The sequence below is a fragment of the Enterobacter sp. JMULE2 genome, from assembly GCF_013337145.1.
GTDB lineage: Bacteria > Pseudomonadota > Gammaproteobacteria > Enterobacterales > Enterobacteriaceae > Enterobacter > Enterobacter mori.
In genome coordinates this window covers 850,476-876,050 of the sequence record NZ_SGWD01000010.1, presented here as the reverse complement: position 1 = coordinate 876,050, position 25,575 = coordinate 850,476, and the positions used below count along the sequence as shown (strand labels likewise).

The 25,575-nt window shown below is 52.5% G+C and carries 20 protein-coding genes and 1 pseudogene; 18 read left to right on the top strand and 3 right to left on the bottom strand.

All coding sequences use genetic code 11. The features are described 5' to 3' along the window. The first annotated feature begins 120 nt into the window (after nt 1-120). The 15 genes from EXW94_RS05025 to EXW94_RS04960 all read left to right on the top strand — a co-directional run bounded on the left by EXW94_RS05025 (nt 121) and on the right by EXW94_RS04960 (nt 18,722). Nucleotides 121-2,622 carry a type VI secretion system Vgr family protein gene (locus EXW94_RS05025; RefSeq protein WP_174339648.1) on the top strand — a complete coding sequence of 834 codons (2,502 nt, stop codon included), beginning with the start codon at nt 121-123 and terminating at the stop codon, nt 2,620-2,622. A 43-nt stretch (nt 2,623-2,665) separates the two neighbouring features. Then, nucleotides 2,666-2,830: a hypothetical protein gene (locus EXW94_RS28170; RefSeq protein WP_254797804.1), complete on the top strand. Its 165-nt coding sequence runs from the start codon at nt 2,666-2,668 to the stop codon at nt 2,828-2,830. Nucleotides 2,831-2,862: 32 nt separating this feature from the next. Beyond that, nucleotides 2,863-4,890: a hypothetical protein gene (locus EXW94_RS05020; RefSeq protein ID WP_254797803.1), complete on the top strand. Its 2,028-nt coding sequence runs from the start codon at nt 2,863-2,865 to the stop codon at nt 4,888-4,890. Then, nucleotides 4,887-5,738, top strand: coding sequence for an SUMF1/EgtB/PvdO family nonheme iron enzyme (locus tag EXW94_RS05015; protein WP_254797802.1), 852 nt, complete (start codon nt 4,887-4,889; stop codon nt 5,736-5,738). Before EXW94_RS05020 ends, EXW94_RS05015 begins: the two co-directional genes overlap by 4 nt. Nucleotides 5,739-5,774: 36 nt before the next feature. Then, the gene (locus EXW94_RS05010) at nt 5,775-6,041 is read left to right on the top strand and encodes a PAAR domain-containing protein (protein ID WP_174339647.1); all 267 of its coding nucleotides are present in this window, start codon (nt 5,775-5,777) and stop codon (nt 6,039-6,041) included. Nucleotides 6,042-6,044: 3 nt separating this feature from the next. Further along, on the top strand, nt 6,045-7,205 hold the full coding sequence (locus EXW94_RS05005; RefSeq protein ID WP_174339646.1) for a hypothetical protein: 1,161 nt from the start codon (nt 6,045-6,047) through the stop codon (nt 7,203-7,205). After that, nucleotides 7,192-10,611: an ImcF-related family protein gene (locus tag EXW94_RS05000; protein ID WP_174339645.1), complete on the top strand. Its 3,420-nt coding sequence runs from the start codon at nt 7,192-7,194 to the stop codon at nt 10,609-10,611. The genes EXW94_RS05005 and EXW94_RS05000 overlap by 14 nt, the downstream gene beginning before the upstream one ends. Further along, nucleotides 10,611-12,206 (top strand): type VI secretion system protein TssA, encoded by a 1,596-nt coding sequence (gene tssA / locus EXW94_RS04995; RefSeq protein WP_174339644.1) that lies wholly within the window; start codon nt 10,611-10,613, stop codon nt 12,204-12,206. The genes EXW94_RS05000 and tssA overlap by 1 nt, the downstream gene beginning before the upstream one ends. 50 nt (nt 12,207-12,256) lie before the next feature. Further along, nucleotides 12,257-13,000 (top strand): hypothetical protein, encoded by a 744-nt coding sequence (locus EXW94_RS04990; RefSeq protein WP_174339643.1) that lies wholly within the window; start codon nt 12,257-12,259, stop codon nt 12,998-13,000. Nucleotides 13,001-13,015: 15 nt separating this feature from the next. Continuing rightward, a complete protein-coding gene (gene tssF, locus EXW94_RS04985) occupies nt 13,016-14,779 on the top strand; it encodes a type VI secretion system baseplate subunit TssF (RefSeq protein WP_174339642.1) in 1,764 nt (587 codons plus the stop codon). Continuing rightward, on the top strand, nt 14,734-15,837 hold the full coding sequence (gene tssG / locus EXW94_RS04980; protein WP_174339641.1) for a type VI secretion system baseplate subunit TssG: 1,104 nt from the start codon (nt 14,734-14,736) through the stop codon (nt 15,835-15,837). The genes tssF and tssG overlap by 46 nt, the downstream gene beginning before the upstream one ends. Beyond that, on the top strand, nt 15,818-16,354 hold the full coding sequence (tssJ, locus tag EXW94_RS04975) for a type VI secretion system lipoprotein TssJ (protein WP_174339640.1): 537 nt from the start codon (nt 15,818-15,820) through the stop codon (nt 16,352-16,354). Before tssG ends, tssJ begins: the two co-directional genes overlap by 20 nt. Next, nucleotides 16,347-16,799: a type VI secretion system baseplate subunit TssE gene (gene tssE / locus EXW94_RS04970; protein ID WP_174339936.1), complete on the top strand. Its 453-nt coding sequence runs from the start codon at nt 16,347-16,349 to the stop codon at nt 16,797-16,799. The genes tssJ and tssE overlap by 8 nt, the downstream gene beginning before the upstream one ends. A 23-nt stretch (nt 16,800-16,822) precedes the next feature. Next, the gene (locus EXW94_RS04965; RefSeq protein ID WP_174339639.1) at nt 16,823-18,136 is read left to right on the top strand and encodes a VasL domain-containing protein; all 1,314 of its coding nucleotides are present in this window, start codon (nt 16,823-16,825) and stop codon (nt 18,134-18,136) included. Between the two features lie 106 nt (nt 18,137-18,242). Continuing rightward, nucleotides 18,243-18,722, top strand: coding sequence for a hypothetical protein (locus EXW94_RS04960; RefSeq protein WP_174339638.1), 480 nt, complete (start codon nt 18,243-18,245; stop codon nt 18,720-18,722). 74 nt (nt 18,723-18,796) lie between these two features. Here EXW94_RS04960 and EXW94_RS04955 read toward each other — a convergent pair whose 3' ends face one another. The 3 genes from EXW94_RS04955 to EXW94_RS04945 all read right to left on the bottom strand — a co-directional run bounded on the left by EXW94_RS04955 (nt 18,797) and on the right by EXW94_RS04945 (nt 22,467). Next, entirely contained in the window at nt 18,797-18,937 is a 141-nt protein-coding gene (locus EXW94_RS04955; RefSeq protein WP_010431575.1) for an Ecr family regulatory small membrane protein, read from the bottom strand. 75 nt (nt 18,938-19,012) lie between these two features. Next, nucleotides 19,013-20,245 carry a sensor domain-containing diguanylate cyclase gene (locus tag EXW94_RS04950; protein ID WP_174339637.1) on the bottom strand — a complete coding sequence of 411 codons (1,233 nt, stop codon included), beginning with the start codon at nt 20,243-20,245 and terminating at the stop codon, nt 19,013-19,015. Between the two features lie 92 nt (nt 20,246-20,337). Then, a complete protein-coding gene (locus EXW94_RS04945; RefSeq protein ID WP_174339636.1) occupies nt 20,338-22,467 on the bottom strand; it encodes a bifunctional diguanylate cyclase/phosphodiesterase in 2,130 nt (709 codons plus the stop codon). A gap of 520 nt (nt 22,468-22,987) precedes the next feature. On the opposite strand from EXW94_RS04945, the gene EXW94_RS04940 reads away from it, so the two are divergent. The 3 genes and pseudogenes from EXW94_RS04940 (at nt 22,988) to EXW94_RS04930 (ending at nt 25,548) form a co-directional block, all read left to right on the top strand. After that, nucleotides 22,988-23,965: a methyl-accepting chemotaxis protein gene (locus EXW94_RS04940; RefSeq protein WP_375336636.1), complete on the top strand. Its 978-nt coding sequence runs from the start codon at nt 22,988-22,990 to the stop codon at nt 23,963-23,965. 143 nt (nt 23,966-24,108) lie between these two features. Then, nucleotides 24,109-25,092 (top strand): annotated as a pseudogene (zntB, locus tag EXW94_RS04935) (zinc transporter ZntB). Nucleotides 25,093-25,392: 300 nt separating this feature from the next. Next, entirely contained in the window at nt 25,393-25,548 is a 156-nt protein-coding gene (locus EXW94_RS04930) for a hypothetical protein (protein ID WP_269475491.1), read from the top strand. Nucleotides 25,549-25,575 lie beyond the last annotated feature (27 nt).

Here is a 25,575-nt window from a genome sequence, read left to right as displayed (position 1 = left end):
ATAAAGGCAACGTGGCTATATGGTGGGATAACTAAATAAAATAATTTAAACCTTATATCGTTGTCTCTCTTTCCATCACTGGTCATTCAGGATGCTGAAATATTACACGGAGTAAAGATCGTGAGCCTGACAGATACACTGGGCAGTTTAATCCAAACCCCGCTAAACCGTTACCAACTGGATATTCCGTCGTGTACGTCAAATATTGACGTGGAAAGTTTCAGCGGCTCAGAGGCGATGAGTGTACTGTACAGGTACACCATCAACTTCACTAGCGCCGACAAGAACATTGATTCCCGCCAGATGTTGAGAAAGCCGGCAACCATGACCATGGGCGCGGGCAAACTGCTCTCCCTGACGGAGCGTAAGGTGGTTCACGGGGTGGTGACTCACTTCGAGCGAACGGGTGGTTCAGCTGATGAAGCACAGTACTGTATTGTGTTGGAGCCGTTCCTGGCCCAACTGAGGAATCAGTTCCGCACCCATCGCTTTTTCGTCAACAAATCGGTACCGGGAGTCGTCGCCGAAGTATTACAGGAGCATGGCCTGAAAGGCTGGGAGTATGAGTTCACCCTCAAAACCGACTATCCGAAGCGTGAACAGATTAACCAGTACAAGGAAAACGACCTCGCGTTCATTGAGCGTCTGTTGGCCGAAGTGGGGATTTTCTACTTCTTCACCCTGCAGCCCGACACCCAGACCGAAGTCGTGCATTTCGCAGACAAGCAGAGTGCATGGACATTTGGCAAAAAGTTGCCACTGAACAGTCCTTCCGGTGCGAATGACAATGCGGCGGACTCGGTGTGGGATGTGCACGTCTGGCATAACGTGGTGGAACGTTCGGTTACGGCTAGCGACTATAACCACCGCGAAGCACAGAACATACTGACGTCTGTTCCGGCAGACATGACCCGGGGCGACGGTGATGGTATCACCTATGGTGAGGTGTACCACCATCGTCCGCGCCATCTTGAGCGGGGCGACAAAATTACCCCAGCAGCGGAAACCGGTAACTTCTGGGCGCGTCTGGAGCATGAACGCTTCCTGTCTACCCAAACCACGGTGGCCGGCAGCAGCACCGACCACACCCTCGGCCCGGCGCAGGTACTGACTATTACCGAGACGGCTATCCCACCAACACTGCCCCGTGAAACGGAGAACGGTGTTGTTATTATTCGCACTGGCTACTACGCCAGCCGTAAGAATGCCCTAAAAGTGGCATGGGTAGCGATGCCGTACTACGAGAACCGTTGCTGGCGCCCTGCCGCAAAAAAACGCCCTGTCGTCAGCGGTACCCTGATGGCGCGCGTGACCAGCGCCAAAGATAACGATATCTACGCCTGGCAGGATGCATCGGGCATGTACCGGGTGAAGTTTGATGCTGACCGCGATGATAAGCGTCAGGGCCAGGAAAGTATGCCGGTGCGTTTTGCCAAACCTTACGGTGGCGACAAGTACGGCTTCCACTTCCCGCTGATACAGGGTACTGAAGTCGCCATTGCGTTCCATGAGGGCGATCCGGATCGTCCGTATATTGCACATGCCCTTCACGATTCCCGTCATGTTGACCACGTCACGGAAGTCAACAGCACGCGCAATGTCATTCGAACAGCTGGCCTGAACAAGCTGCGGATGGAAGATAAGCGGGGAGAAGAACACGTTAAGCTCAGTACAGAGTACGGCGGTAAGACGCAGCTTAATTTGGGTCACAATGTGGATGCTGACAGGGTACTTAGAGGGGAAGGTGCGGAGTTACGTACTGATAAATGGGTGGCCGTTCGCGGCGGAGCTGGTGTATTTATCACAGCAGATAAACAGCCGTTTGCCGGGGACAAGATGCTTTCCATGCAGGAGGCGATAGCCCAGCTTGAGAATGCACTGAGTATTGTCAGAAGTTTATCTGATGCTGCTGAAACGGCACAAGCACTTCCTGCTGATATACAGAGCCAGGTGAAGTTGACTGATGCTCTTATAGACCTTGCCCAGCCAGGAATGGTGCTAAATGCGCCTGAAGGAGTCAGCATCACCAGCCCGCAGGCGGTTCGTATGGCATCGGGTAGTGCCAGCGTTGGGATCATGTCGCAACAGAATACAGACATTAGCGCACTTAAACGATTTACCGTAGCAGCAGGTGAAGCCGTGAGTATGTTGGCCCGTAAGGCCGGAATGAAACTCTTTGCGGCTAAGGGAAAAGTAGAAATTCAGGCTCAGGATGATGCGCTTGATGCAATAGCCAAAAAGGATGTGACCGTAACCAGTACAGAAGGGCGAATTGAGATCACGGCGGCGAAAGATGTTGTGCTGAAAAATCTGGATGGGTCGTTCATCCAGTTGCAGGGTAAGAATATTATTCTGGGCTGCGAAGGTAATATCCTGTGGAAATGCGCCAATGCGCAGAAAATGAGTGCAGCCAGCGCTACATCCTCCGTACCTGATTTTCCTGGTGGGTATAGTGAGTATTTCGTGGCGCACGATGATAAAACTGGGCAGATCACACCAAACACTCGCTATCGGATTACGACTGGTAAGGGTGTTGTATATTCAGGGGTAACAGATTCTGAGGGCAAAACCGCTGAAATATTCACAGCATTATCAGACAAGATAAAAGTTGAACTCGGATAATTAGCCCGAATATATCAGAACAAATTTAACAGGAGTTGCCTCCATGAGTAATACGACAGAAACCGTTCATGGTAGTGGTAAAACAGGGATGCAAGCGAATGGCATCAAAGCCAATCATGCTACTGGCACCCGATTATATTTCATGCTGATAGTGGAACATTTCTTGCTGTTGACGGTGATAAGCTGGAGCAGGAAAGCAATGAGCTAAATAGATTGTTAGGTGATCAGGTTGATACGCAAATGCGCATAGATGATCTAACAACTCAGTGCACAAAATTAAACTGGGGACAGGTTGGGGAAAAGCCGACTCTCCAAACTCAGATACAACAAGAAGCCCAGAGACTTGATGATCTTAATAAGAAACTGAAAGTAAAATTGGCGACGCTTTCAGCGACAGAAGAACTTCCGAAGGCCACTCTTCTTGACAACAGCAGCAAAAGTGCTGTCGGGCTAATGGAGTTAATTGAAGTTCGCGGAAATATGAAAGGCATTCGTTATATCTATGCCCGCTCAGATCAAATTGACAGCAAATGGCGACGTTATCCGCTTGAGGATGGAGATAAAAAGTCTGGAAATAAAAGCTTTGTTGTCTCTGAGTCATATACTGATAGTGAAGGCAACACAAAAACACGGGAAAAGATTGATTATGATAAACTTAAATCCCAGATAAGTAAGATAAAGCCAAAAATGTTGAAGGTTGAACAGGAATTATTAGAACAGCATACAGGCATTCTTGGTCAGTGGGCCAGAGATATGAATGACAGCCTTAAACATTCTCCATACCAGGGGGATAGATTTGGCTTTGATTCTCAGTCACAGCTTATGCGCTGGACTTATGGTGCGGGCCTGACAGAGGAACTTAACCCATTTGAAGTGGATTTTCGTAATCAGGGTAAAAAATTTATAAAAGAAGCTGTCGCCAGCGGAAAAGCAAGTGCCTATGCAAGTCTTGCTCTCGCTGAGTCTAAAAGCAAATTAACCCTGTCGCTTCCTGACATACATGGTATTACGATGACCTACCCGCTGAAGCCAGAAATGGGTGGGGGAACCGGTAATTTGGGTACGCTGCGTTTTGACTTTGAACTGGCTTTGGCCGGTAGTGTTGGTGCAAGTTTAGGTGTTGAACTCGGCGTATCGATGAAAATTAACTGGGCAAAAGGAGTTCCCGGGTCTTCAGACAATACAGGTGCTCCCGGAGAGCGAAAAATAGATATAAGCAAAGTTGTTGAGGATCCAGAAGTCACGGGAGAATTAACCGTCTTTGCCGGAGCCCAGGCCTCAGCGAACCTTTCAGGTGCTATTAAATGGCTTAACCCTGACAAAAAAGATTTAAAATATACGCAACTGGCAAAAGTGGCATTGGGGGCTACTGCTCAAATGGGAGTGGGTTGGAGTGGTTCTTTCCGGTTCAGTTACGAAAATGGAAGAGTCAAGGTTCTGGCGAGAGGCGGAATGTGTTGGGGAGGAGGGGGAAAAGGAAGTGTTGCTTTTGATATTGATGGTGTGGCGATAATTACCGATTTCATGCCATGCCTGACCTATATGCTTCGGAATGCTGACTACATAAAACTTTCTGAGAATGTAATTCGTAAAGGTGATTTTTATGCATTTTGCGCATTACCTTTATTAATGACGATGTATGGTGGTGATGCTTTATTGAATAACCTGGAGAATGAAACAGGACTTCTATTAATGAAGTTAGAAAATGATTGGGGTGATAAAGAGAAGAGGGTTGCCTTAATGCAGGGAATTATAAACTCCAATGGTGATTGCTTGAAATATTCCCCACCTGAAAGTAAAGGGGGGGCGATAGCATCCCTGATAGAACATAATTTCTGGGATGAATTTGCCAGCCCGGCTTCGAATGCACAGACAGACTGTGAAGGCTTAGTTATGTTTAGCGCCAGAAAACGTGCCGTTTTGTTGTGCTTGCGTTGGGTTCAATCCAAACGTGAGTACGAAAATGTAATGCAGCATCTATCCAGGGATTTTAAAGCTGTTGGCTCGTGGCAAGCAAACCAGCAGAGAGTTGCAGATTTTCTTGCTCTGGGGGAACAGGAGCGCGTTTATGGTTCTTCACGTATCGTGCCTAATGCATCCGAAATAAAGATACTTCCAAGCCATTATGCCAAAAACCTTATGGATATTTGGGGCAGCTTACCAGATACAGAGGAAATTAAGGGGGGTGAAATGCATAAATTAAAAGAAATTTCTCCAGTGCTCATGCAAAGTTGCACTAGAGTAATCGTTGGTGGGCAAGAGTTATGAATGTAATGAAAAAATATAAAGTACTGACACTTGTATCCTTGTCAGCATTCACCCTTGCTGGGTGCGATAATGCAAAAAGCGATGCGAATAACCATAAATTTGCTAACAATATTGTTAATTCAATGGTCGTGGTTAAAGGTGGGCGCTTTCAGATGGGGGATTTTGGTCCTTTGGTAGGAGAAAAATTGCCATTTAGCCCTGAACAGAACAATAAACCATTGCACTGGGTTGAGCTTTCAGATTTCAAGATGTCAACAAAGCGTATTACTTGGCGAGAATTTAATGAATGGTTAGAACTTGCGGGCAGGGGTAAAAGCAAGTACTACTTGTGGGCTACCGAAAAGGATAGGAGTGAACGGTTCAAAAAAACAACAGGAGACGATTTTCCAGCTGTTGCAAATTGGAAAGACGCATCTGATTTTTGCCAATGGATAGGGACTATATCTAATAAAAAAATAACCCTGCCTACTGAGGCACAATGGGAATATGCCGCGCGAAGTGGAGGTAAATTTAACCAATTTGCAAACGGAGATAATTATTACAATGTGAGCTGGCCTGATGAAAAACAGAATTTCACTTTTGATTTCGCCCCTGTAGGTAGTTTTGCCCCGAATTCTCTAGGCCTCTTCGATATGATGGGTAATGGTCATGATTGGGTTAATGACTGGTATGCTGAGGATTATTACCAGCATTCACCTGAAAGGGATCCTCAGGGGCCAGCTAATGGGACTGAAAAAGTAGTAAGAGGTTACTTAGGCTCAATGTTTGGTCTGTATGATATCACGCGAGGAAGCAATAAGCCTGAAACTGAAGGTCCTGGGTACGGTTTCCGCTGTGTCGAAAATTAATCAGTGAAAACAAATTTTACTTTGTTGGGAGCTCATATGTCCAAAGGATTTGTATTGCTAGGAGATAAAACTACTCACGGCGGTGAGGTTATATCTGCATCTTCAACCATGACTGTTAACGGAAATAAAGTGGCTCTTGTTGGGGATGAAATTAATTGCCCTGTTGTAGGTCATGGTATTAATGCCATTATCGAAGGATCACCGGAATGGATCTCAGATGGGAAGCCTGTTGTTGTGGATGGCTGCAAATGTGAATGTGGCTGCCATGTTATCTCCAGTGCGCCGGATTGTTCAGTAGGATAAGTTATGAGCTGGGAGCGTCAGAAAGCCACAATTGATGCAGAACCTGATGAGCCTTCACTGGTCATCTGGCTGATTGCAGGCCTTGTTGCTGTTATTGCTGGAGTGTTGCTCTTTGTACTCCACGCCAATCAGTTTCTGGGTGAATTGCAAAAATTTAACCTCTGGATTGTTGCCGGAAGCCCTCTTTTTATCTGGTTCGTGACGATTTGTATTCGCGGCTGGATGTATAACCACGCAATGGATCGTCACCAGTTTGAATCCGATGAGGCAGACTATGCACAGCAGCAATGGGTTTCCTGGGCCGGGCGTTATCTGGCGGTTCTGTATAGCCGGGTTATTCTGCCTGATGAATTGACACCATCAACATTTCTGCTGGCTCCCAAAGATCTCGAGCAGAGTAGCTCTCTTTCTCGGAGAATAACGTTACCTGCTGGCGAAGATACTTTTTCAGCATTGATTGGGGGCCTGGACATATCAGAATTACAGCGCTTATCAGACCTCCCTTTCCACGCAACCTTACTGACTGATTCACACGATCCTGATGAGACATTGCAGAGAGAATTTACAGCATGCTGGCTCCAGTTAGTTGGAATGGCCTATCCCGTACCGTTACTGACGATTCTTAAAGGCCGGGTCTTCGATTGGGTGGGCGAACGCCTTAAAGCCCCGATTCTGGATGTTGAGCTTTTGTTGGTTCACCAGACTCAGGGAGGGAATGAGTACAGTGATTCGCTCTCGGCTTTAATGTTGACCTCTGATGATGTAGCAACGAAGTATCAGCTAAAGCATCACGCTCGCCTGCTTCGGCCTATGTCGATTGAATCAACCCAAATGCTGAGTAAAGAGCTCGATACCTTTTTCTCGACCCAGTCACAGGCTATTGCTGCGCGTGCAATTGTGGGTGACAGCATGGAGTGGGGCGATGATTTTTCCGCTCTTCTGACCAGTGCAAAACAATATGAAGGCAGCTGGAAACCTCAGCAGTGCCACTGGCTGGAAAAATATGCCGGACTAAGTGGTCCCTTCTCACCGTGGATTATGGCCGCCGTCGTCAGTGATATAGCTCTGCTCACAAAAGAAGATTGCCTGATGCTTTCGGGTGACAAAGAGCAGCGATTTGTAAATACCGTAACTACAGGGAATCTGATGAATGGCGAAGGATAGTTCAGTGTGGCGTGGTAACTGGGGGCGCCTCAGCATTACCACACTAATTGCTGTTGCGATAGGATTGGTCATCTGGAAAAAGGGTGATGCGTTCGGACTGACAAGCAATGGACTAAAGTTGCTGGGATCTGTGGCAGCTATAATCCTTCTTTTGCTTGTCCGCCATGGCAAAATCATGAGTCTCGCGATTAAACAACAGTGGTCGCGTTTTCAGGGGACGCGTAAAAGTGTCCTGCCGGCCGATGAAGATCGTGTCAAGCAGACAGCACCACGCAATGTCACCGTTGATACAATCCGTGACGCCATGCGTAACCTCTACGGTCGTCGCTGGGCCCGTAAAACACGCATCCTGCTGATCACTGGCACCGTCTCTGAGGTAGAACTGCTGACCCCTGGCCTGACAGGCCCGCTCTGGCAGGAAGACCGCGGCACACTTTTGCTGTGGGGCGGTGATCTCAATACGCCAGCAGACAGTGCCTGGCTTACAGCGCTGCGCAAACTGCGCAGTCGCCCGGTGGACGGGCTGGTGTGGGTCACCTCGGCTTTTGACCAGCTCTCAGCACCAGGGCTGGGACAGCCGTTGCCGGTACCGTCTGAAAGCACCATGGATTCCCTGTCCCACGCCATCAGCGATCGGATGGAAGCGCTTGGCTGGAAACTTCCTCTCTTTGTCTGGTCCCTGCATCCGCGCGCCGGTATACCGGAAGGGCGCATTACTCAGGCTATCGGTTGTCTGTTACCTGCCGGCTGCCGCCCCGAAGGGCTGGCAGAGCAACTGTCCGCCCTGACGCCAGATTTGACTTCACAGGGTCTTCAGCAGACCTGCGGTGAAGTGAAACATAACTTCCTGCTGACGCTTGCCGACCAGCTCATTCGTGAGCCGGAAAGCGTGACCGCACCGCTGGCGGTGATGCTCAATCCGTACCGCCCGCTGCCACTGGCCGGTGTGGTGTTCAGTCAGCCTTCTGCCGGCGCTGAACGTGCCGTGACACACCACTGGGGCATGGATAAACGCTGGGATGTTTTGCCTGAGTCGGTCCGGACACTTCCTGCCGGACTGCGTCCACGCAAACCGGGTATTCCATGGCGCAAAGTGTTTGCGTCGGTTGTCGCTTTGTCGATGGTGGGCTGGGCTGCGTGGATGGGGCTTGCGTATGTCACCAACCGCAGCCAGATTGCCGGTGCGAATGCCCAGGCCGCACTTGCCGCCCGGCAGAATCAGCCCCTGGCTCAGCGCCTGCATGCGCTGTCTGAACTGCAAAAAACGCTGGCTCGCCTGCAGTACCGCGCTGAGCACGGTGTGCCATGGTACGAGCAGGCCGGGCTGAGCCAGAACAATGCGCTGCTGGCGGCACTCTGGCCGCGTTACCAGGACAGCGCGCTGCCGCTGTTGCGGGATGCCGCCGCTGACCATCTGCAGGGACAACTGAGTGCCTTTAATGCGTTGCCACCGGGCAGCCCGCTGCGTGAGCAGATGGCCAGAACCACATATGACCAACTCAGGCTCTACCTGATGCTGGCGCGTCCGGAACATATGGACACGGCCTGGTTCAGCTCTGCATTGCTGAATGACTGGCCAATGCGTGACGGTGTAAAAAATGGCATCTGGCAGGGTATGGCCCCGTCGCTGCTGTCGTTCTATGGCGCACAACTGGTCACACATCCTGAGTGGAAACTGCGAGCCGATGAAAACATGGTCAGCCAGGCGCGTTCCCTGCTGGTTCGCCTGATGGGGGTACGTAACAGCGAATCGACCCTGTACCAGAAAATGCTCTCTCAGGTGGCGCACCTGTATGTCGATATGCGCCTTGAAGACATGACCGGCGATACTGACGCCGCCCGCCTGTTCAGAACCACCGAAATCGTGCCGGGGATGTTTACCCGCCAGGCCTGGGAGCAGGCGGTACAGCCCGCCATCGAAAAGGTGGTGAAGGCGCGCCGGGACGAGCTTGACTGGGTACTGACTGACAGCAAGCGGCAGGTGAATAAACAGGATCAAACCTCTCCGGAAGCGCTGAAAAAGCGCCTGACGGAGCGTTACTTTGCCGACTTCGGCGGGGCATGGCTTGAGTTCCTCAATAGCCTGCACTGGAATCAGGCCGTCACGCTGTCAGACTCCATTGACCAGCTGACCCTGATGGCCGATGTGCGTCAGTCACCACTGGTGGCGCTGATGAACACCCTGAATGTGCAGGGGCGCACCGGGCAGACCGGTGAAGCCATTTCGGATTCGCTGGTGAAATCAGCGAAAAATTTGCTGGGCGGTGATAGTCAGGATGTCATTGACCAGAGTGCCGGCGTTCACGGTCCGCTGGATGCGACCTTTGGTCCGGTGCTGGCGCTGATGGAAAAAAATCGCACGGGTGCACAGGAACTGAGCCTGCAATCCTACCTGACCCGGGTGACGCAGGTGCGTCTGCGCCTGCAGCAGGTGACCAATGCTGCCGACCCGCAGGCAATGACCCAGACTATTGCCCAGACTGTATTCCAGGGCAAAGCCGTGGACCTGACCGAAACTCGTGACTACGGTAGTCTGATTGCAGCAGGTCTGGGACAGGAGTGGAGCGGTTTTGGCCGTACCGTGTTTGTTCAGCCGATGGAGCAGGCCTGGCAGCAGGTACTGACTCCGGCGGCCGACAGCCTCAATGCCCAGTGGCGACAGGCGGTGGTGGCTGAGTGGAACAGTGCCTTCGGTGGACGCTGGCCGTTTAATAATTCCAGCAGTGATGTCTCCCTGCCGCTGCTGGCTAAATACCTCAATGCAGATTCCGGGCGTATTGCCCAGTTCCTGCAGACCCGCCTCAAAGGTGTGCTGCACAAAGAGGGCAACCACTGGGTGCCGGACTGCATCAACTCGCAGGGGCTGGCCTTTAACCCGGCATTCCTCAATGCCATTAACACCCTGAGCCATATCTCGGATGTCGCCTTTACAGAAGGCAATGCCGGGATGAACTTTGAACTGCGCCCGGGTACCGCTGGTGGCGTGATGCAGACGGATATGGTTATCGACAGCCAGAAGCTGATTTATGTGAACCAGTTGCCGGCATGGAAGCGCTTCGCCTGGCCTGCGGATACCGAAGCACCCGGTGCGAACCTGAGCTGGATAAGCACGCAGGCAGGAACCCGTCAGTACGCCGATATCCCTGGCGCCTGGGGCTGGATACGTCTGCTTGATAAAGCTGTGGTCAGTGCTTACCCGGGCGTGGACAGCAGTTACAGTCTGAGCTGGAAAGCGCAGGACGGACGTACGCTCAATTACACCCTTCGTACCGAGGCGGGCGAGGGACCGCTGGCGCTGCTGAAACTGCGTAATTTCCGTCTGCCGGAAACCATCTTCAGCACCACCGGTGCAACATCGCCAGACCAGGTTGCCAGTGCAGGTAATGATACAGAGGACGTATATTGATGAACACGCTAAATGCCTTAATCAGCGCCTGCCAGACTGAGCAGGCACCTCTGCTTGCGGCAACCCGTGAGCGCGTGGCGCAGTGGGACAACTGGCTGCAGCCGCTGTCCGTTTCATCGCCCGCTGGCGAAGACCCGGGCTATGACGATGACTTCCAGCAAATGCGCGAAGAGGTCAACAAACTCTCCGGCGCGGATACCGAACTCATCTGCCGGCTGGCGGAGAAACTGCTGACCACCACCGCGAAAGACATTCGCGTCGCGACGTACTACTGCTGGGCGAAGCTGCACCGCGAAGGCGAGCAGGGACTGGATGAAGGACTTGAACTGCTGGCCGGTCTGCTGGAGCGCTTTGGACCACAGCTGCACCCGCAGCGTGACCGCAGTCGTAAGGCGGCGCTGGAATGGCTGGCGTGTTCGCGTATGACGGATTCTCTCTCCCTGTACCCGGAAGTGGTCAGGAACGATGCGATGCGTACCACAGGGGCGCTGCTGCTGATAGCACAACTGACCGAAAATGAGCCGGATGAAACCCGTCCGGAACTTAACGCGCTGTACGGTGCGCTGGAAAGCCGTCTGCAGAAAGCGGGGGGCGTGGATGCGGTGGTACCGCAGAACGCCGATACCAGCGACACACTTGCCATGACCAGCCACAGCGACGCCCCGGCAATCGGGCGGATCACCTCCGGCCAGGATTTGCTGGCCCAGGCCCGCACCCTCACCGAATACCTGCGCGAGCAGCCGGATGGCTGGCTGTCAGCGCATCATCTGATGAAAAGCCTGCGTCACGACACTCTGCGGGCTATTCCGGCCCCGGATGCGCAGGGGCGTACACGCATTGAGCCGCCACGGGCAGACCAGCGGGCACTGCTCAAACGCCTGTACCTGCAGCAGAACTGGGCTGAAATGCTGGAAACGGCGGACAGCACGTTTTCCCGTGGTGCCAATCACCTGTGGCTGGATTTGCAGTGGTATATCCATCAGGCGCTGACGAAATCCGGTCAGGACACGCTGGCCGGTATTATCACGGCTGACCTGAAAGGGCTGCTGACCCGTCTGTCCGGGCTCGAAACACTGGCCTTCAGTGACGGCACGCCATTTGCGGATGACGTGACGCTGGACTGGATCCAGCAGAGCGTGCTGGATACGGTCGGCGGTTGGGACAACGACACGCCATCAGCTTCGGTAACTGCCGGTAAAGATGACATTCTGGCGCTGGAGCCGGAAGCGGTGGCACTGGCCGACAGTGAAGGCCCGGATGCGGCACTGGGCTGGTTGCAGACCCGTCCCGGCAACACCACCGTACGGCAGCAGTGGCTGCTGCGCCTGCTGATGGGGCGTATCGCGGAGCAGTACGGTAAAAATGACCTGGCGGTGCATCTGTTTGCGGAACTGGGCGAGCGGGCCGGTGAGCTCACCCTTACGAACTTGGAGCCTGAGCTGTTGTTTGAGGTACAGGCCCGTCATCTGAAACTCCTGCGGCTGAAAGCCAGTCGCAGTGAGGCTGATAAGGCCCGCCTTACACCGTTAATGGACCAGTTACTTGCCGGGCTGATTGCCGTCGATCCAGCCCGTGCCGCCGTGCTTTGCGGATGATAATGAGTCATACCTTCAGGAAAAAAATCAGAATCAAGGGAAATTAAAAAATGAAACGTCTTAGAATATTTACTTGTTTAGGTGTGATGTTCTTGCTTTCAGGTTGTACTGCACTACTGTGGGGAGGGAATAAGGTCGCCGAGCCAAAAACAGAAAGGCATATTCAGATTAAGGATAGTGTAACCGGTGTTTTTCAGTATAAAAACCTTGCTCTTTCTGCTGTTCAGGGAAGCAAAAAAACGACTATTAAAGTTCCCTCTGAAGGTGTTGCCTTTGTCGGTGAAAAAAATATATACATTCTGACCCAGGGGGCAGATGAACTTTTGTTCCTGAATAAACTTGCAAGCAAAATTCCTCTGATATCAGGTCGGGAAGAGAACACCCTTAAGTTTCGGATAAACAAACCGTCAGGCAGCGACAGCGTGCTTCAGTTCAGCGATGCACTACCTGTCGACGTCAATAAATCCTCCAGGATGCTTTCAACAGAAGAGTTAAATACTGTTCAGCATGCAGGCTTCCGGAGCAACGGTGTCCGGTATGCCCGGGATGTATATATCACGGGAGTAATTATTCCCAAAGCGAGCCTTAATTATACTTTTGATAAGACTGAATCTTTGGGTAGAACGTACAGCATTCAGTTTTATTCGCTAGAGTCTGGAACCGATTTTCACCCCGTAAATCTGGCGACCAATATTGTCGTTACCCCGTTAGCACTCTCTGCTGATATTGTTTTTTTCCCGATATCATTAAGTCTGCTTCAGCTCATTAATGGCCCTTCACCATTCGGACATTAATCAAACAGGTGTTTTATGGAAGATTTAACCCTGCGCTATTTCGATGCAGAAATGCGCTACCTGCGTGAAGCCGCAAAAGAGTTCGCGCAGACCCATCCCGATCGCGCAGCTATGCTCGACCTGGATAAAGCTGGTACACCGGATCCGTATGTCGAGCGTCTGTTTGAAGGCTTTGCTTTCTCGATGGGGCGACTGCGCGAAAAGATTGACGACGACCTGCCAGAACTCACCGAAGGGCTGGTCAGTATGCTCTGGCCGCATTATCTGCGTACCATTCCGTCGCTTTCGGTGGTGGCGCTGACACCGGCGCCGAATACCGTAAAAATGGCCGAAGTCGTCCCTGCGGGGCTGGAGGTGTACTCCCGCCCGGTGGGGCCGAAGAACACGGTTTGTCGTTACCGTACAACCCAGGATGTAATGCTCAATCCCCTGAGTGTCTCAGCGGTTACCATGACCACCGAGCCTGACGGTCGTTCGCTGTTGCGGATGCGCCTGGCCTGCAGCAGCCAGGCCGACTGGTCACACACTGACCTCAGCCGTCTGAGCCTGTATCTCGGGGCGGACGCACCCGTCAGCAGTCAGCTGCACCTGATGCTGACGAAGCGCCAGGCGGCACTGTACATGCGTCTGCACGGGCAGACCGACCGCATCCGTCTTGACGGGTACTTCTCGCCGGGAGGATTTGCCGAGGAAGACGGGCTGTGGCCGAAAGGGGATACCGCTTTCAGTGGCTACCAACTGCTGCTGGAGTACTTCACCTTCCGCGACAAGTTTATGTTTGTCCACCTCAACGGCCTGGACGGCATTACGCCGCCTGCCGGGGCAGAGTACTTCGACATTGAAGTGGTGTTCAGCGCGCTGTGGCCGACTGACCTGCCGGTCACCGGTGACGCCATTCGTCTGCACTGCGTGCCGGTCATTAATCTGTTCACGCTGGAGGCAGACCCGCTCACCGTTACGGGCCTTGAAAGTGAGTACCTGCTGCGTCCCAAACGGCTGCAGGACGGACACACCGAGATTTACTCCGTGGATTCGGTCACTGGCTCAAACCGGACGAACGACGCGGAGTACGTGCCGTTCAGCTCCTTCCGCCATAAAGGCGGGATGATGCGCCGCCAGGCACCACCGCGTTACTACCACACCCGCGTGAAGCGCAGTGTGACCGGGTTGTATGATACCTGGTTAATACTGGGAGGACATCAGTGGGAAGATGACCGCCTGTTTGAGCGTGAAGCCGTGTCGCTGCAAATCACCGGCACCAACGGTCAGTTACCACGCCGGGCATTGCAGAGCACGCTGCTGGACTGCTGTGAGCAGGTGGTCAGCACACAGCTTTCGGTACGCAACCTCTGCAAGCCGACGCTACCGGTCTACCCGCCTGCAGAAGACCGTTTCCACTGGCGGGTGCTGAGCCACCTGGGCTCCGGATTCCTGAACATGATGAGTACCGCCGAAGTACTGCGCGGAACGCTTGCGCTCTACAACTGGCAGGAAGATGAACTGAACACCCGGCGTCTGGAGGCGATACAGCATGTGGCGCATCACCGTCTTCAGCGTTTTGAGCAGGGCTTCCTGCTGCGCGGCCTGGATATCGAATTGACACTCAACAGCAACGGGTTTACGGGGGAGGGCGATATTCATCTGTTCGGCGAAATGCTCAACCGGTTCTTTGCCCTCTACGCCGACATGAACCAGTTCAACCAGCTCACCCTCATCGTTCAGCCAGAAGGAAAATGCATCCGGTGGAAAGAGAATCACAGTCCGCGCCTGCCCGGCTGATGGAGCGGCTGGGTGACCGGCTGCCATATATCAATTTTTACCGCTTCTGCCAGTTACTGGAGCAGAGCCAGCCGGACAAACCGGTTACGGGCAGCACCTGGCAGGTGCGTCATGAACCGGTGCGTTTTCGGCCATTCCCGGGGATGGGCTTCCCGGCCTCCGAAATCAAAGAGATTGAACCACCGGAGCACCCGCATCTGCCGCCGAGGGTGCGTATCACCTTTATGGGGCTCTATGGCGTGGAGTCTCCGCTGCCGACGCACTATATCGATGACATCACCCAGCGGCGGGAAGGGTACGAAGCCACTGCGGATTTCCTCGATATCTTCAACCACCGGCTGATTGCTCAGTACTACCGCATCTGGCGGAAATATTCGTATCCGGCAGCCTTTGAGGAAGGCGGTAAGGACAAAACCTCGCAGTATCTGCTGGGGCTGGCCGGGCTCGGGATTGACGGCTGTTCGGACAGTATCGCAACGCCGGCCTCACGTTTTCTGGCGCTGCTGCCGGTCATGATGCTGCCAGGGAGGACTGCAGAAGGAATGGCATCACTGGTGCGACTGCTGGCACCCGGCACGCAGGTAAAAATATGGCACCATGACAAACGCCGGGTTCCGCTGAAGAAGCCCCTGACCATGAGCGTGCGCCAGCCTGTCACCCTGACAAACCGTCCGGTGATGGGTAACTATGCCACCGATGTGAACAGCCAGGTACTTATACGTCTGACCACTACCGACCCGGCAGAAGTGCAGGGCTGGTTGCCGGGTGGGGAACTGCACACGGATTTAATGGCGCTGCTGCATGTGTATCTTGGGGCACGGATCGATGTCCGCCTGCAGTTATGTGTCAAACGCAGTCTGCTGCCGGACGCGACGATGAGCACGAAACCCAAAACAGGTGCAGTGCAGCTGGGCCGCACTGCTGTAATGCGGCCGCTGAATAGGGCGAACACCTTCACGCACCCCAAAATCATAACCATCAATCTTGGCCGCTATGAGCGGGTACAGGAAAATATTCACCGCAGGGAGACCGATGAAGATGGCGAGTACCGCTGGTAAATTTCCTCTGGCTGCGCTGGTTGCAGGTATCACATTGATACTGGCGGGCTGCGGGCTGACGCAAAAAGTGACAGACGGCACCGTGGCCGTCACCAAATCAATCTTTTATAAACAGGTGAAAACCCTGCACCTCGACATTCGCGCCCGCGAGGCGGTGAACCACAACGCCGGTGGGGTGGCGTTGTCCACTGTGGTGCGTATTTACCAGTTGAAGGACCGCAAGACCTTTGACAGTACAGACTATCCGTCACTGTTTAAAGCTGACAGTCAGGCCATTAAATCAGACCTGGTGGCTGAGAAAGATATCCGCCTGCAGCCGGGGGGAACGGTGATGGTCGATATGCCAATGGAGAAAGATGCGCAGTATGTGGCGGTGGCTGGGATGTTTATGTCGCCGGACCAAGCAAACAACACCTGGCGCGTGGTGCTTAGCCGTGACGACCTTGATCCGGATAAGGCACGCGTCATCGAAGCGGGCAATAACCGGTTGACCCTGCAGGCGGTGAATGATGAATGAGTTATCCCGTCCTTCACTGTATGAAATGCTCTATGGCAACTTTGCGGGCGACCACGATCTTAATCAGGTTAGTGAGCAAAATCAGGTCATCCTTTCAGTACTTGATAACATGCAGCGCGTCCTAAACTGTCGTGCCGGCACGCTGGCACATCTGCCGGATTACGGGTTGCCCGATATGACGAAAATCCTGCAGGGCATGCCGGGCACAGCCCATGAGCTTATGGGCACATTGTCTGCCGTCCTGCTCAAGTATGAGCCACGCCTGAAAAAGATAAACGTTGTACTCCTGGAGCAGAACGTCCCCGGCGAGCTGCGCTATGCCATTGACGCCGAACTCAAAGGCATCGGCCTGGTACGGTACGGCACCGAGTTTATGCCCGAAGGGCGCGTGCTCATTCACCACCTCAAACAGCAGCAGTATCTGGATGCCCGCTCCGCAATCTAGTTTTTATTCTGGCTGAAACCAACATGACAACATTCCCTGAGCGTCACCTTAAACCCGGCGGTGACCCGCGCACGCTTGCCAATTATGTATCCCTGCGCGATGAAATGAGCAAGCTGACACATCCAGCACGTCCGGACGTAAACTGGCTGCAAGCGGAAACGCTCTGCCTTTCGCTCTTTGAACACAACGGGGTGGAGCTGCAGACCGCCGCCTGGTATACGCTTGCGCGCACGCATCTCTCCGGTTTGTACGGCATGAATGAAGGACTGGCGATTATGGATGCGCTTCTTTCACGTCAGTGGGGGAACATATGGCCTCAGCCGATGCATGCCCGGATGGAAATTATCAGTTCCCTCAGTAAGCGGCTACAGCAGGTGATGCGTACCCTGACGCTGAGCTATGCCGACCTCAGCCAACTGTACCAGGCAGAGGCTTATTTGAATGCGCTGGGTGACGTGTTACAGCGTTTGGAATTAAAGCATACCAGCCAGCTTGATGACCTGCGCATACTGATCCATAACGCAGCGGTCCGGCTGGAAAACAGCGAAAACGCTGGCGTGAGCCTCCCGGGTGAGGCCGTGTCCCCTGCGCAGGCAGATCGAGTGAAGCGGGTGTACGTTATTGAACCTGATCCTCAGCCGCATGTGCAAATGGAGACGGAATCTCCAGCGCCCGTAAAACCCTGGAAGCCGTTTATTGCCGGAATGCTGAGCATGCTGGTACTGTCTGGCTCGACGGTCCTGGGATGGCAGATAATGCATAAGCCTGACCCAGCACAGATGCAGTTTGCGGCAACGCTTGCCCCGCTACCCGCAGCGCTTTCGGATGAACAAATCCGATTTTTCCGTCAATCCTCTCCTTCGCCAGCTACGGGCATCAGGCAGACACAGCAGCAGCTCACGCGGCTTGTGCAGTTAAAACCGGACTGGGCCATCAGTTATGGTGATGAACTTCTGAAGCAGGCGCTGATGCTTTGGCCAGAACAGGCGAAAGCGCTGGTGCAGCAATGGCAGCGACAGATCGCGATCGCGGCTCTTCCTGAGGACAGTCTTAATGGTTGGCATCAGGGAATGGCGCAGCTAGAGCAGCTGGCGAAGCGGCTGAATGCCCTTGATGAACAGAAGGGGAGGTACATGACGGTCAGCGAGCTGAAATCGGCCGTGTTTGCCATGTCGCAGTCGTTCAACAGCGCTGTGCCGGTCGAGGAGCAGCTGCGTCAGCTGTCTGCGTTACCGCAAGAACAGTCCTGGCCTGCAGCGCTGCAGAGCCAGACGGAACAGCATCTTCAACAGCTAATTACCCGCTATGCAGCGCTGAAACAGAAAACAGTGGAATAGGCAGAGAAGGCGATGGAGCGGTTGAGAAAAAAAGATAATGGCCGGTCAGCGTATCTCACGCTGAATCTGGCTCAACAGCGTGTGAAATGTTAACAGGGACGACAACGTGTCAGCCAGAGACCGGTTTTTCAAAAGAGTACAGCAGAAAAATGACAGTATCCCGCCCGATCACGAATCAGCTGAGGGTGAAATCAGGGCATTCCGTCAGCGGATGGATGCGCTGGCACAGCAGATTTGTGTGTGGTTTGAGGGAAGTGGAATTGAGGTCATTGTGTCGACAAAGCATATTCATGACCTGAGTACTCTTGGTTACAGCCTTAGCAGCGGCATATGCCGGTATGACATCACCACCATCCGGCTGGTGAACGGAGATCGCAGCGTGAGTATTATGCCGGAGCAACTCTGTCGTAGCGCGGAGAGGGGCTGTGTGACAATGCGGGTTGATGCGCCCGGCATCAACCAGGTGTTTTGCCTGAGCATGGCACCGGAGGAAGGCTGGTTTATCCGGCGTCAACAGCAGGGCGTAAAAGAGAATGCCATTATGACGGAAAATCATTTTTTCCTGGCAGTGGACTGTCTGGCCTGAATATTCCAGCCGGGTACCCGGCACATTGAGCACTGTAATGTAAGACATCACTGGCGCAAGGCTTTAAACGAGCCTTACGGCGCTTCAATGGTCGGATAGAGGCTATTTTCAAAATAGGCGACCAGCACCCAAATCTCACCACTAAAAATAAACCACAAACCCAATATAATAAGGCAGAGAATAATTAAGGTGAGGAGTATTTCTGTTTTTCCCATCTAAGCAATTACCCACCTGAAGTCTGTTTCAGCCCTGGCTGGGATTCTAACGGGGCTTGCTTCACAACTCCAGCTTCATGCGGCCAGCACTTTGTTGCGACCGTCATTCTTGGCGCGGTAGAGCGCATCATCGACACGTTTGAAGAGGTCATCAATGCTTTCGCCCTGGTTGTGTCGTGCAACGCCGATGCTGACGGTGAAGCGAGGCAATCCAGGGATCGTAATATGCGCTACCGCGGCGCGAATGGTTTCCGCTATCTGCATCGCGGTTTCAAGCGTGGTTCGCGGCAGCAGGAGCACGAACTCTTCGCCACCCCAGCGGAAAACGTAGTCATCGGGACGGCTGCAGGCTTCCAGCGTGCGTGAAAGCGAAATGAGTACCTCGTCACCCTTAAGATGTCCGAAGAGGTCATTGATGTTTTTGAAATGGTCAGTATCTACCAGCATCAGGCTAAACTGCTGCTGTGCCGGGAGGTGAGAAAGCGTGGTTTGCTCTGTGATGTTGTAAAACTGTCGGCGATTAAGCAGGCCGGTCATTGAATCTCGCAGGGCTGCATGTTCCAGCTCCTGCTCGAGCCGCTTTTGTTCAGTGATATCGTGAATAATGCACAACATCAGCTTATCGCCATAGATCTCAATGGGTCCGGCGTATGTCTGTACGTGTCGGGTCGAACCATCCGCCAGTCGGTGGACAAAATTTAGCGGTTTATGTCCTCCGGGCAGGCTGGCGATCTCCGTCATAATTGGCAAGATGTCGCGCCCAAGCGTGTTGATTTCCCAGGTATGTTTACGGCACATTTCCTCATGGGTGTAGCCATAAAAATTAAGTGCAGCCAGGTTGGCGTCAACAATGTGACCATCACGTGCCGTATCGATTAACAACATTGGTGCGCTGTTAGTAAGAAAAAAACGCGCGTAGAATCCCTGTTTTTTTCGCTGATAGGTTGCTGAACGGCTGGCTTTCAGGCCGGAAGGCGCCTGCTGCGAAATCCCCTCAAACACGATCACATCACCATAAGGTGCCAGATGCGTAAGCGTCAGACGACAGCTCAGCGTACTCTCTTGATTGTCACGCCAGACGGTGAGTATTTCGATGATATCCAGTTCGCTTTTAAGTTCGGGAACATACATTGAGAGAGCGGTTTGCGCATTAGCGGAATAGATCCCAGTGCGCATCTCGGTCAACGTTTTATCACCCATAAGTTTAGTCGCCGCAGTATTGGCAAATAGAATATTTTCCGCGACGGGTGAAATCAGCCACACCGGGTTTTTAATAACATTCAGCGCATCGAAGCAATATTGCGACATAGGGAATTCCTGTACATCGGCACGGTATACCTGACGATCACGCCGGAATTGACTCGCGTGGGCTCCTTTGAAACATACCTTACTTCATCACATCAGGCGTGGTTTTTTTGTGAAATAAAAGGGGATTCCGCCTGAATTTTACCGATTGGTATAATCTGTCTTTCAGACGTTTTTTGCAGCAGCAGCCCCGGAACCTGTTCTGCAGGTAAAGGTCGGGAGTACAGGAAACCCTGGAGATAATCACACCCCAGACTCACCAGCATTGCCCGCTGCGCTTCGGTTTCAATTCCTTCTGCAACGACATTCATCTCCAGAGTCCGGGCGATGGTAATGATCGTTTCCACAAGCTTTCTGCTTTTCTCATTTTCAAGCATTGAACTGACAAAACTTTTGTCGATTTTCAGCTCTTTCGCCGGTAAGACGCTGAGCATGAGAAGATTCGAATAACCCGTACCAAAATCATCTATCGAAACGGTAATCCCTGCCTGGTTGAACGCGGTGAGCAATTCAATGCTGCGATCGAGGTTTTTTAGCGCCGTGCTTTCCGTCACTTCAAGGATCAACCGGGAGGGGGCCAGGTTATATTTTTGCAGCATGGACGAGATAACCTGAAAGATATCCTGCTGCTCAAATTGCATCGGCGACAGGTTGAATGACAATGTCCATTGACTGAATCCCTGTTCAGTCCAGAAACTCAGCTGTTTACAGGCCGCTTCAATCGCCCAGTTACCAACGGGAATAATCAACCCGGTTTGTTCCAGCGACGGTAAAAAGAGACTGGGCAGTAAAACACCTTGTTCCGGGTGACGCCAGCGTAGCAGTGCCTCAAACCCGTGAATGGTGTTCTCTTCTGCCAGCCAGGTTGGCTGATACCACATTTCAAATTGATCGCGTTCCAGCGCCAGGGATAACTCCTGCAAAAAGGCAGGTTCAGCCGGAACCGTCGTCGACATCTCTGCGCGATAAATGGCCCAGCCGTTACGACCTTGCTTTTTCACGTTATGCATCGCCGCATCGGCCTTAAGCTTTAGCTCATGCAGGGTTTCACCGTGTTGAGGATAGAGGCTTACTCCTGCGCTGAGCGTGATGGTTAACGTATGCCCGCAAAGGGAAAGTGGACGGCGGATATCGTCCAGCAGGGGTGAAAGCAGCGCGTTCAGCTTGTCGTCATCGCATTCTGGGGCCAGCAAAATGAAAGCATCACCACCCAGGCGTGCCAGCGTCATTTCGCGTGTTAACCGTGCAGTCACGCGATGAGCCACGTTTATCAGCAGTTCATCGCCAACGTGATGACCCCAGATATCATTAATCCGTTTGAAATGGTCAATATCGAAAAATATCACCGCAAACGGCTTTTTGCTCAGCAGTGCGCTGTGCAGGCAGTCCTGCATCCGCACGTCCATCTGGTGACGATTGGCAAGTCCGGTAAGCACATCAAAACGTGCCTGCAACTCCAGCTGTCTGTTGAGCTGGCGCAAATTATCCGTCAGCCTGTTAGTCCGCCTGTGTGAATCCATCAGCGAGATAATCAACATCACACCGAGCAAACATAATGTGGTGACGGATACCCAAATTGATAATCCCAGTTCACTGATACCGCCCGGTAATGTGTTTTCCATTTCGTGGAAATGCGCGGCGTTCATTCCGGTGTAATGCATGGCGCAAATGGCTGCAGCCATCACTAGCGCAGCCGCAAGGCGGTTGATGTACACGCCTTTACGCTTTTCTCGTAAATGGAAGGCTAGCCACAGTGCCGCGCCGGACGCGATGACGGCAATCAGCACCGATAAGAGGACAATGCGTCGGTCCCAGATAATGCTGCCCTTCAGCATTAATGCGGCCATGCCGACATAGTGCATGGAAACGACACCCGCGCTGAGGATCAGCGTGGCGAGTATCAGTCGAAAAGGGGAAAGCGATTTTGCGGAAACGGCGATATTAATGGCAAGCGTAGAAGCAACGACGGCAATACCCAGTGAGCCGACGGTGAGCCAGAGGTGGTAGCTCATGATCATCGGCATTTTCATCGACAGCATGCCGATGAAATGCATGGACCAGATCCCGATACCTAAGGTTACGCCACCGGCCACACGCCAGAACAGTGCAGCCTTACGGGCGGCAAGAGGGATTTTACCCGCGCTGTCTAAAGCCACAAATGAGGCGATGAACGCCACCAAATAAGAAATGGCTATTAAAACAGGGTCCCACGATACGTTGAGCATTATGTCATCCCACGCCAAAAGTTACGGAGTTATCAATTAATAAAGAATATAAAATATATTAAGCAAATTACTCTTTTAAGTGCGACTAAACAGTATCCCGTTTTTAATGCAATGCCTCTTAAATACGTATGAATATCTATCGCGTGGCGTAAGAACAGAGTATCGCGTACGGGTGGCATAAACCAGAGTGGCAGCATGGCGAGCATTGCATTTCCTCTAAAACCCGCTTTTGTTCTCTCTTAAGTGAAATTATGCTAATCAAACTGCGAAACAACAAACTCGCGCAGATCGTGAGGACAAAGCTATCGTGCAATGCTATAAATTTTAATGCCGATAAAAATATAAAGTCGTAGGAAAATGTATGCTAAGAAATATTAGTGTCAGAACTTTTATTGTCTATTTCCTTTTATGTCTCTTTTTGGTTAATAACGGAGTGATTGCATTGTTTGCTAATGGCGTGTCACTTTTTATTGCCGTGAATACTGCACAACTCATTGCACTGCTTTTACTTTGGGCGTACATGACAAAATATCTTGTGACGCCGATCAATACTGTGAAAAAAAGTATTGAAGAAGTGACGTCGGGCAAACTTGGCGTCTCTATCCCTGAATTTGGCAACAACTGCGCCGGACGTTTGATTCCAGGGATTAATAGCTTGTCCAGTAACATCGCAACGCTGGTCAGCGAGATCAGATCCTCTTCACAAACGGCCATGACGCTTGCGGAGCAACTCTCGTCCCGCAGTGCAGAGCTGTCGGTAAAGACCGAACAGCAGTCAGCGTCATTGATCCAGACGGCGGCCAGCATGGAACAAATGGCAGCGAGTACCCGAAACAATGCAGACAATACCCGTTTAGCCAGTGAGCAAGCGAATGCCGCGACGTTACAGGCACAAAAAGGTGGACAATTAATGGGGCAGGTTGCTAACAACATGCAGTCTATAACCGAATGTGCCCTGCAAATGACGGAAATTATTTCCCTTATCGATGGTATCGCTTTCCAGACCAATATTCTGGCGCTTAACGCGGCGGTAGAGGCTGCGCGCGCGGGCGATCATGGCAAAGGATTTTCCGTGGTGGCGGGTGAAGTTCGTAATCTCGCACACCGAAGCGCCGAAGCGGCGAAAAACATCAAGTTGCTGATTGACGTGACCAGCAATAACGTGACGCAGGGCGTTAACGTTGTCTCGCAAGCGGAGAGAAATATGCAGGATATCGTGGCGGGCTCGAACAACGTCAGCCGGTTAATGGACAATATTTCTGCCTCTACGTCAGAACAGGAAAAGGGGATTTCGCAGATAACGCAGGCGCTGTCTGAACTGGAACGCGTGACGCAGAGCAATGTCGCCATGGTGGAGGAGCTCAACGGATCCTCCGATGTGCTGCGTAACCAGGTGATTGAACTGCAAACCCGCACGCGTAATTTCCGGCTTGACCAGCGACATCTCGAGGATGAGCCCTCAGCGCGACGTCAACGATCCCCGATCCCCTCCCTCTGATAAAAAGCCTGGCTTGCCAGGCTTTTTCTTTGATGCGAAAAGTACAATTCCTGAGCGCATTCAGCGCGATGCTGAACATATCTATTGCTTAAGCCTGGACGAAAGCTAGACTGACACCGTGAAGATGAAAAGCGGGAGGCGCTGTGGAGAGCATTAAAGGGTCCGAAATTAACGTGCCTGACGCAGTTTTTGCGTGGGTGTTCGATGGCCGTGGTGGCGCGAGGCCGCTGGAAGACAGTGATGATATTGATAGTGAACATCCCTGCTGGCTGCATTTGAACTACACCCATCCAGACAGTGCCCAGTGGCTGGCATCGACGCCGCTCTTACCCAATAACGTGCGTGATGCGCTCGCAGGAGAGAGCCTCAGGCCACGCGTCAGCAGAATGGGCGAGGGGACATTAATTACGCTGCGCTGCATTAATGGCAGCACGGATGAACGTCCCGACCAACTGGTTGCCATGCGCCTCTATATGGATGAGCGGATGATTGTCTCCACCCGGCAGCGTAAGGTGCTGGCGCTGGATGACGTGGTTAACGATCTGAAAGAGGGCACGGGCCCGACGGATTGCGGCAGCTGGCTGGTGGACGTCTGCGATGCCCTGACCGATCATGCCAGCGAGTTTATCGAAGAGCTGCACGATAAAATTATCGATCTGGAGGACAATCTGCTCGATCAGCAGATCCCCCCACGCGGTTTTCTGGCGCTTTTGCGCAAACAGCTGATCGTCATGCGTCGCTACATGACGCCACAGCGCGATGTGTACGCGCGACTGGCCAGCGAGCGGCTGAGCTGGATGAACGATGATCAGCGTCGAAGAATGCAGGACATTGCTGACAGGCTCGGAAGAGGGCTGGACGAGATCGACTCCTGTATTGCCCGAACGGCGGTAATGGCGGACTAAATAGCCCAGGTGATGCAGGAGTCACTCTCGAGACGAACTTATACGATGTCGCTCATGGCGATGGTCTTTTTGCCCAGCACTTTTCTGACGGGGCTGTTTGGCGTCAATCTTGGCGGAATACCCGGCGGAGAATACCACTATGGTTTTACGACCTTTTGCGTCATGTTAGTGGTTTTGATTGGCGGTGTTGCATGGTGGTTGCATCGCAGTAAATGGTTGTAAATTTGCGCTTTTTCGGTCAGTAGATTGCTTCAAAACGACATTTTAATTGAGCGAAGTCAATAAACATCGACCCGGCAAGGTGCAATATTACTTCCGCAGGTGAATGCAACGTCAAGCGATGGGCGTTGCGCTCCATATTGTCTTACTTCCTTTTTTGAATTACTGCATAGCACAATTGATTCGTACGACGCCGACTTAATAGTCGGCTTTTTTTTGCCTGCCGTTCCCCAGCGACTACCCTAAAAGGGTCAACAAAAAAACCTGGAGGAAGAGATGAGCATGCTACTTGCGCTGCAATTCATGAATACACGCCAGTCCGATCCGGTACCCACCGACCCAACGCCGATGCCCGATCCCATCCCGCGTCCTCAGCCTATGCCGGACCCGCCGCCTGATGAAGAACCGATTAAAATGTCGCATCCAACCCTGATATCTGCGAGGATACGCGCCATCTGACTGCGAAGATGACCACGAGAGAATACT

Bases quoted from the DNA above. Each gene is read 5' to 3' on its own strand.
- EXW94_RS04990 (WP_174339643.1), top strand. From the start codon at position 12,257: ATGAAACGTCTTAGAATATTTACTTGTTTAGGTGTGATGTTCTTGCTT.
- EXW94_RS04950 (WP_174339637.1), bottom strand. From the start codon at position 20,245: ATGTCGCAATATTGCTTCGATGCGCTGAATGTTATTAAAAACCCGGTG.
- tssJ (WP_174339640.1), top strand. From the start codon at position 15,818: ATGGCGAGTACCGCTGGTAAATTTCCTCTGGCTGCGCTGGTTGCAGGT.
- EXW94_RS05020 (WP_254797803.1), top strand. From the start codon at position 2,863: ATGCGCATAGATGATCTAACAACTCAGTGCACAAAATTAAACTGGGGA.
- EXW94_RS05005 (WP_174339646.1), top strand. From the start codon at position 6,045: ATGAGCTGGGAGCGTCAGAAAGCCACAATTGATGCAGAACCTGATGAG.
- EXW94_RS05015 (WP_254797802.1), top strand. From the start codon at position 4,887: ATGAATGTAATGAAAAAATATAAAGTACTGACACTTGTATCCTTGTCA.
- tssE (WP_174339936.1), top strand. From the start codon at position 16,347: ATGAATGAGTTATCCCGTCCTTCACTGTATGAAATGCTCTATGGCAAC.
- EXW94_RS04945 (WP_174339636.1), bottom strand. From the start codon at position 22,467: ATGCTCAACGTATCGTGGGACCCTGTTTTAATAGCCATTTCTTATTTG.
- EXW94_RS28170 (WP_254797804.1), top strand. From the start codon at position 2,666: ATGAGTAATACGACAGAAACCGTTCATGGTAGTGGTAAAACAGGGATG.
- EXW94_RS04940 (WP_375336636.1), top strand. From the start codon at position 22,988: ATGACAAAATATCTTGTGACGCCGATCAATACTGTGAAAAAAAGTATT.
- tssG (WP_174339641.1), top strand. From the start codon at position 14,734: ATGCATCCGGTGGAAAGAGAATCACAGTCCGCGCCTGCCCGGCTGATG.
- EXW94_RS04930 (WP_269475491.1), top strand. From the start codon at position 25,393: ATGAATACACGCCAGTCCGATCCGGTACCCACCGACCCAACGCCGATG.
- tssF (WP_174339642.1), top strand. From the start codon at position 13,016: ATGGAAGATTTAACCCTGCGCTATTTCGATGCAGAAATGCGCTACCTG.
- EXW94_RS04965 (WP_174339639.1), top strand. From the start codon at position 16,823: ATGACAACATTCCCTGAGCGTCACCTTAAACCCGGCGGTGACCCGCGC.
- EXW94_RS05010 (WP_174339647.1), top strand. From the start codon at position 5,775: ATGTCCAAAGGATTTGTATTGCTAGGAGATAAAACTACTCACGGCGGT.
- EXW94_RS04955 (WP_010431575.1), bottom strand. From the start codon at position 18,937: ATGGGAAAAACAGAAATACTCCTCACCTTAATTATTCTCTGCCTTATT.
- tssA (WP_174339644.1), top strand. From the start codon at position 10,611: ATGAACACGCTAAATGCCTTAATCAGCGCCTGCCAGACTGAGCAGGCA.
- EXW94_RS05000 (WP_174339645.1), top strand. From the start codon at position 7,192: ATGGCGAAGGATAGTTCAGTGTGGCGTGGTAACTGGGGGCGCCTCAGC.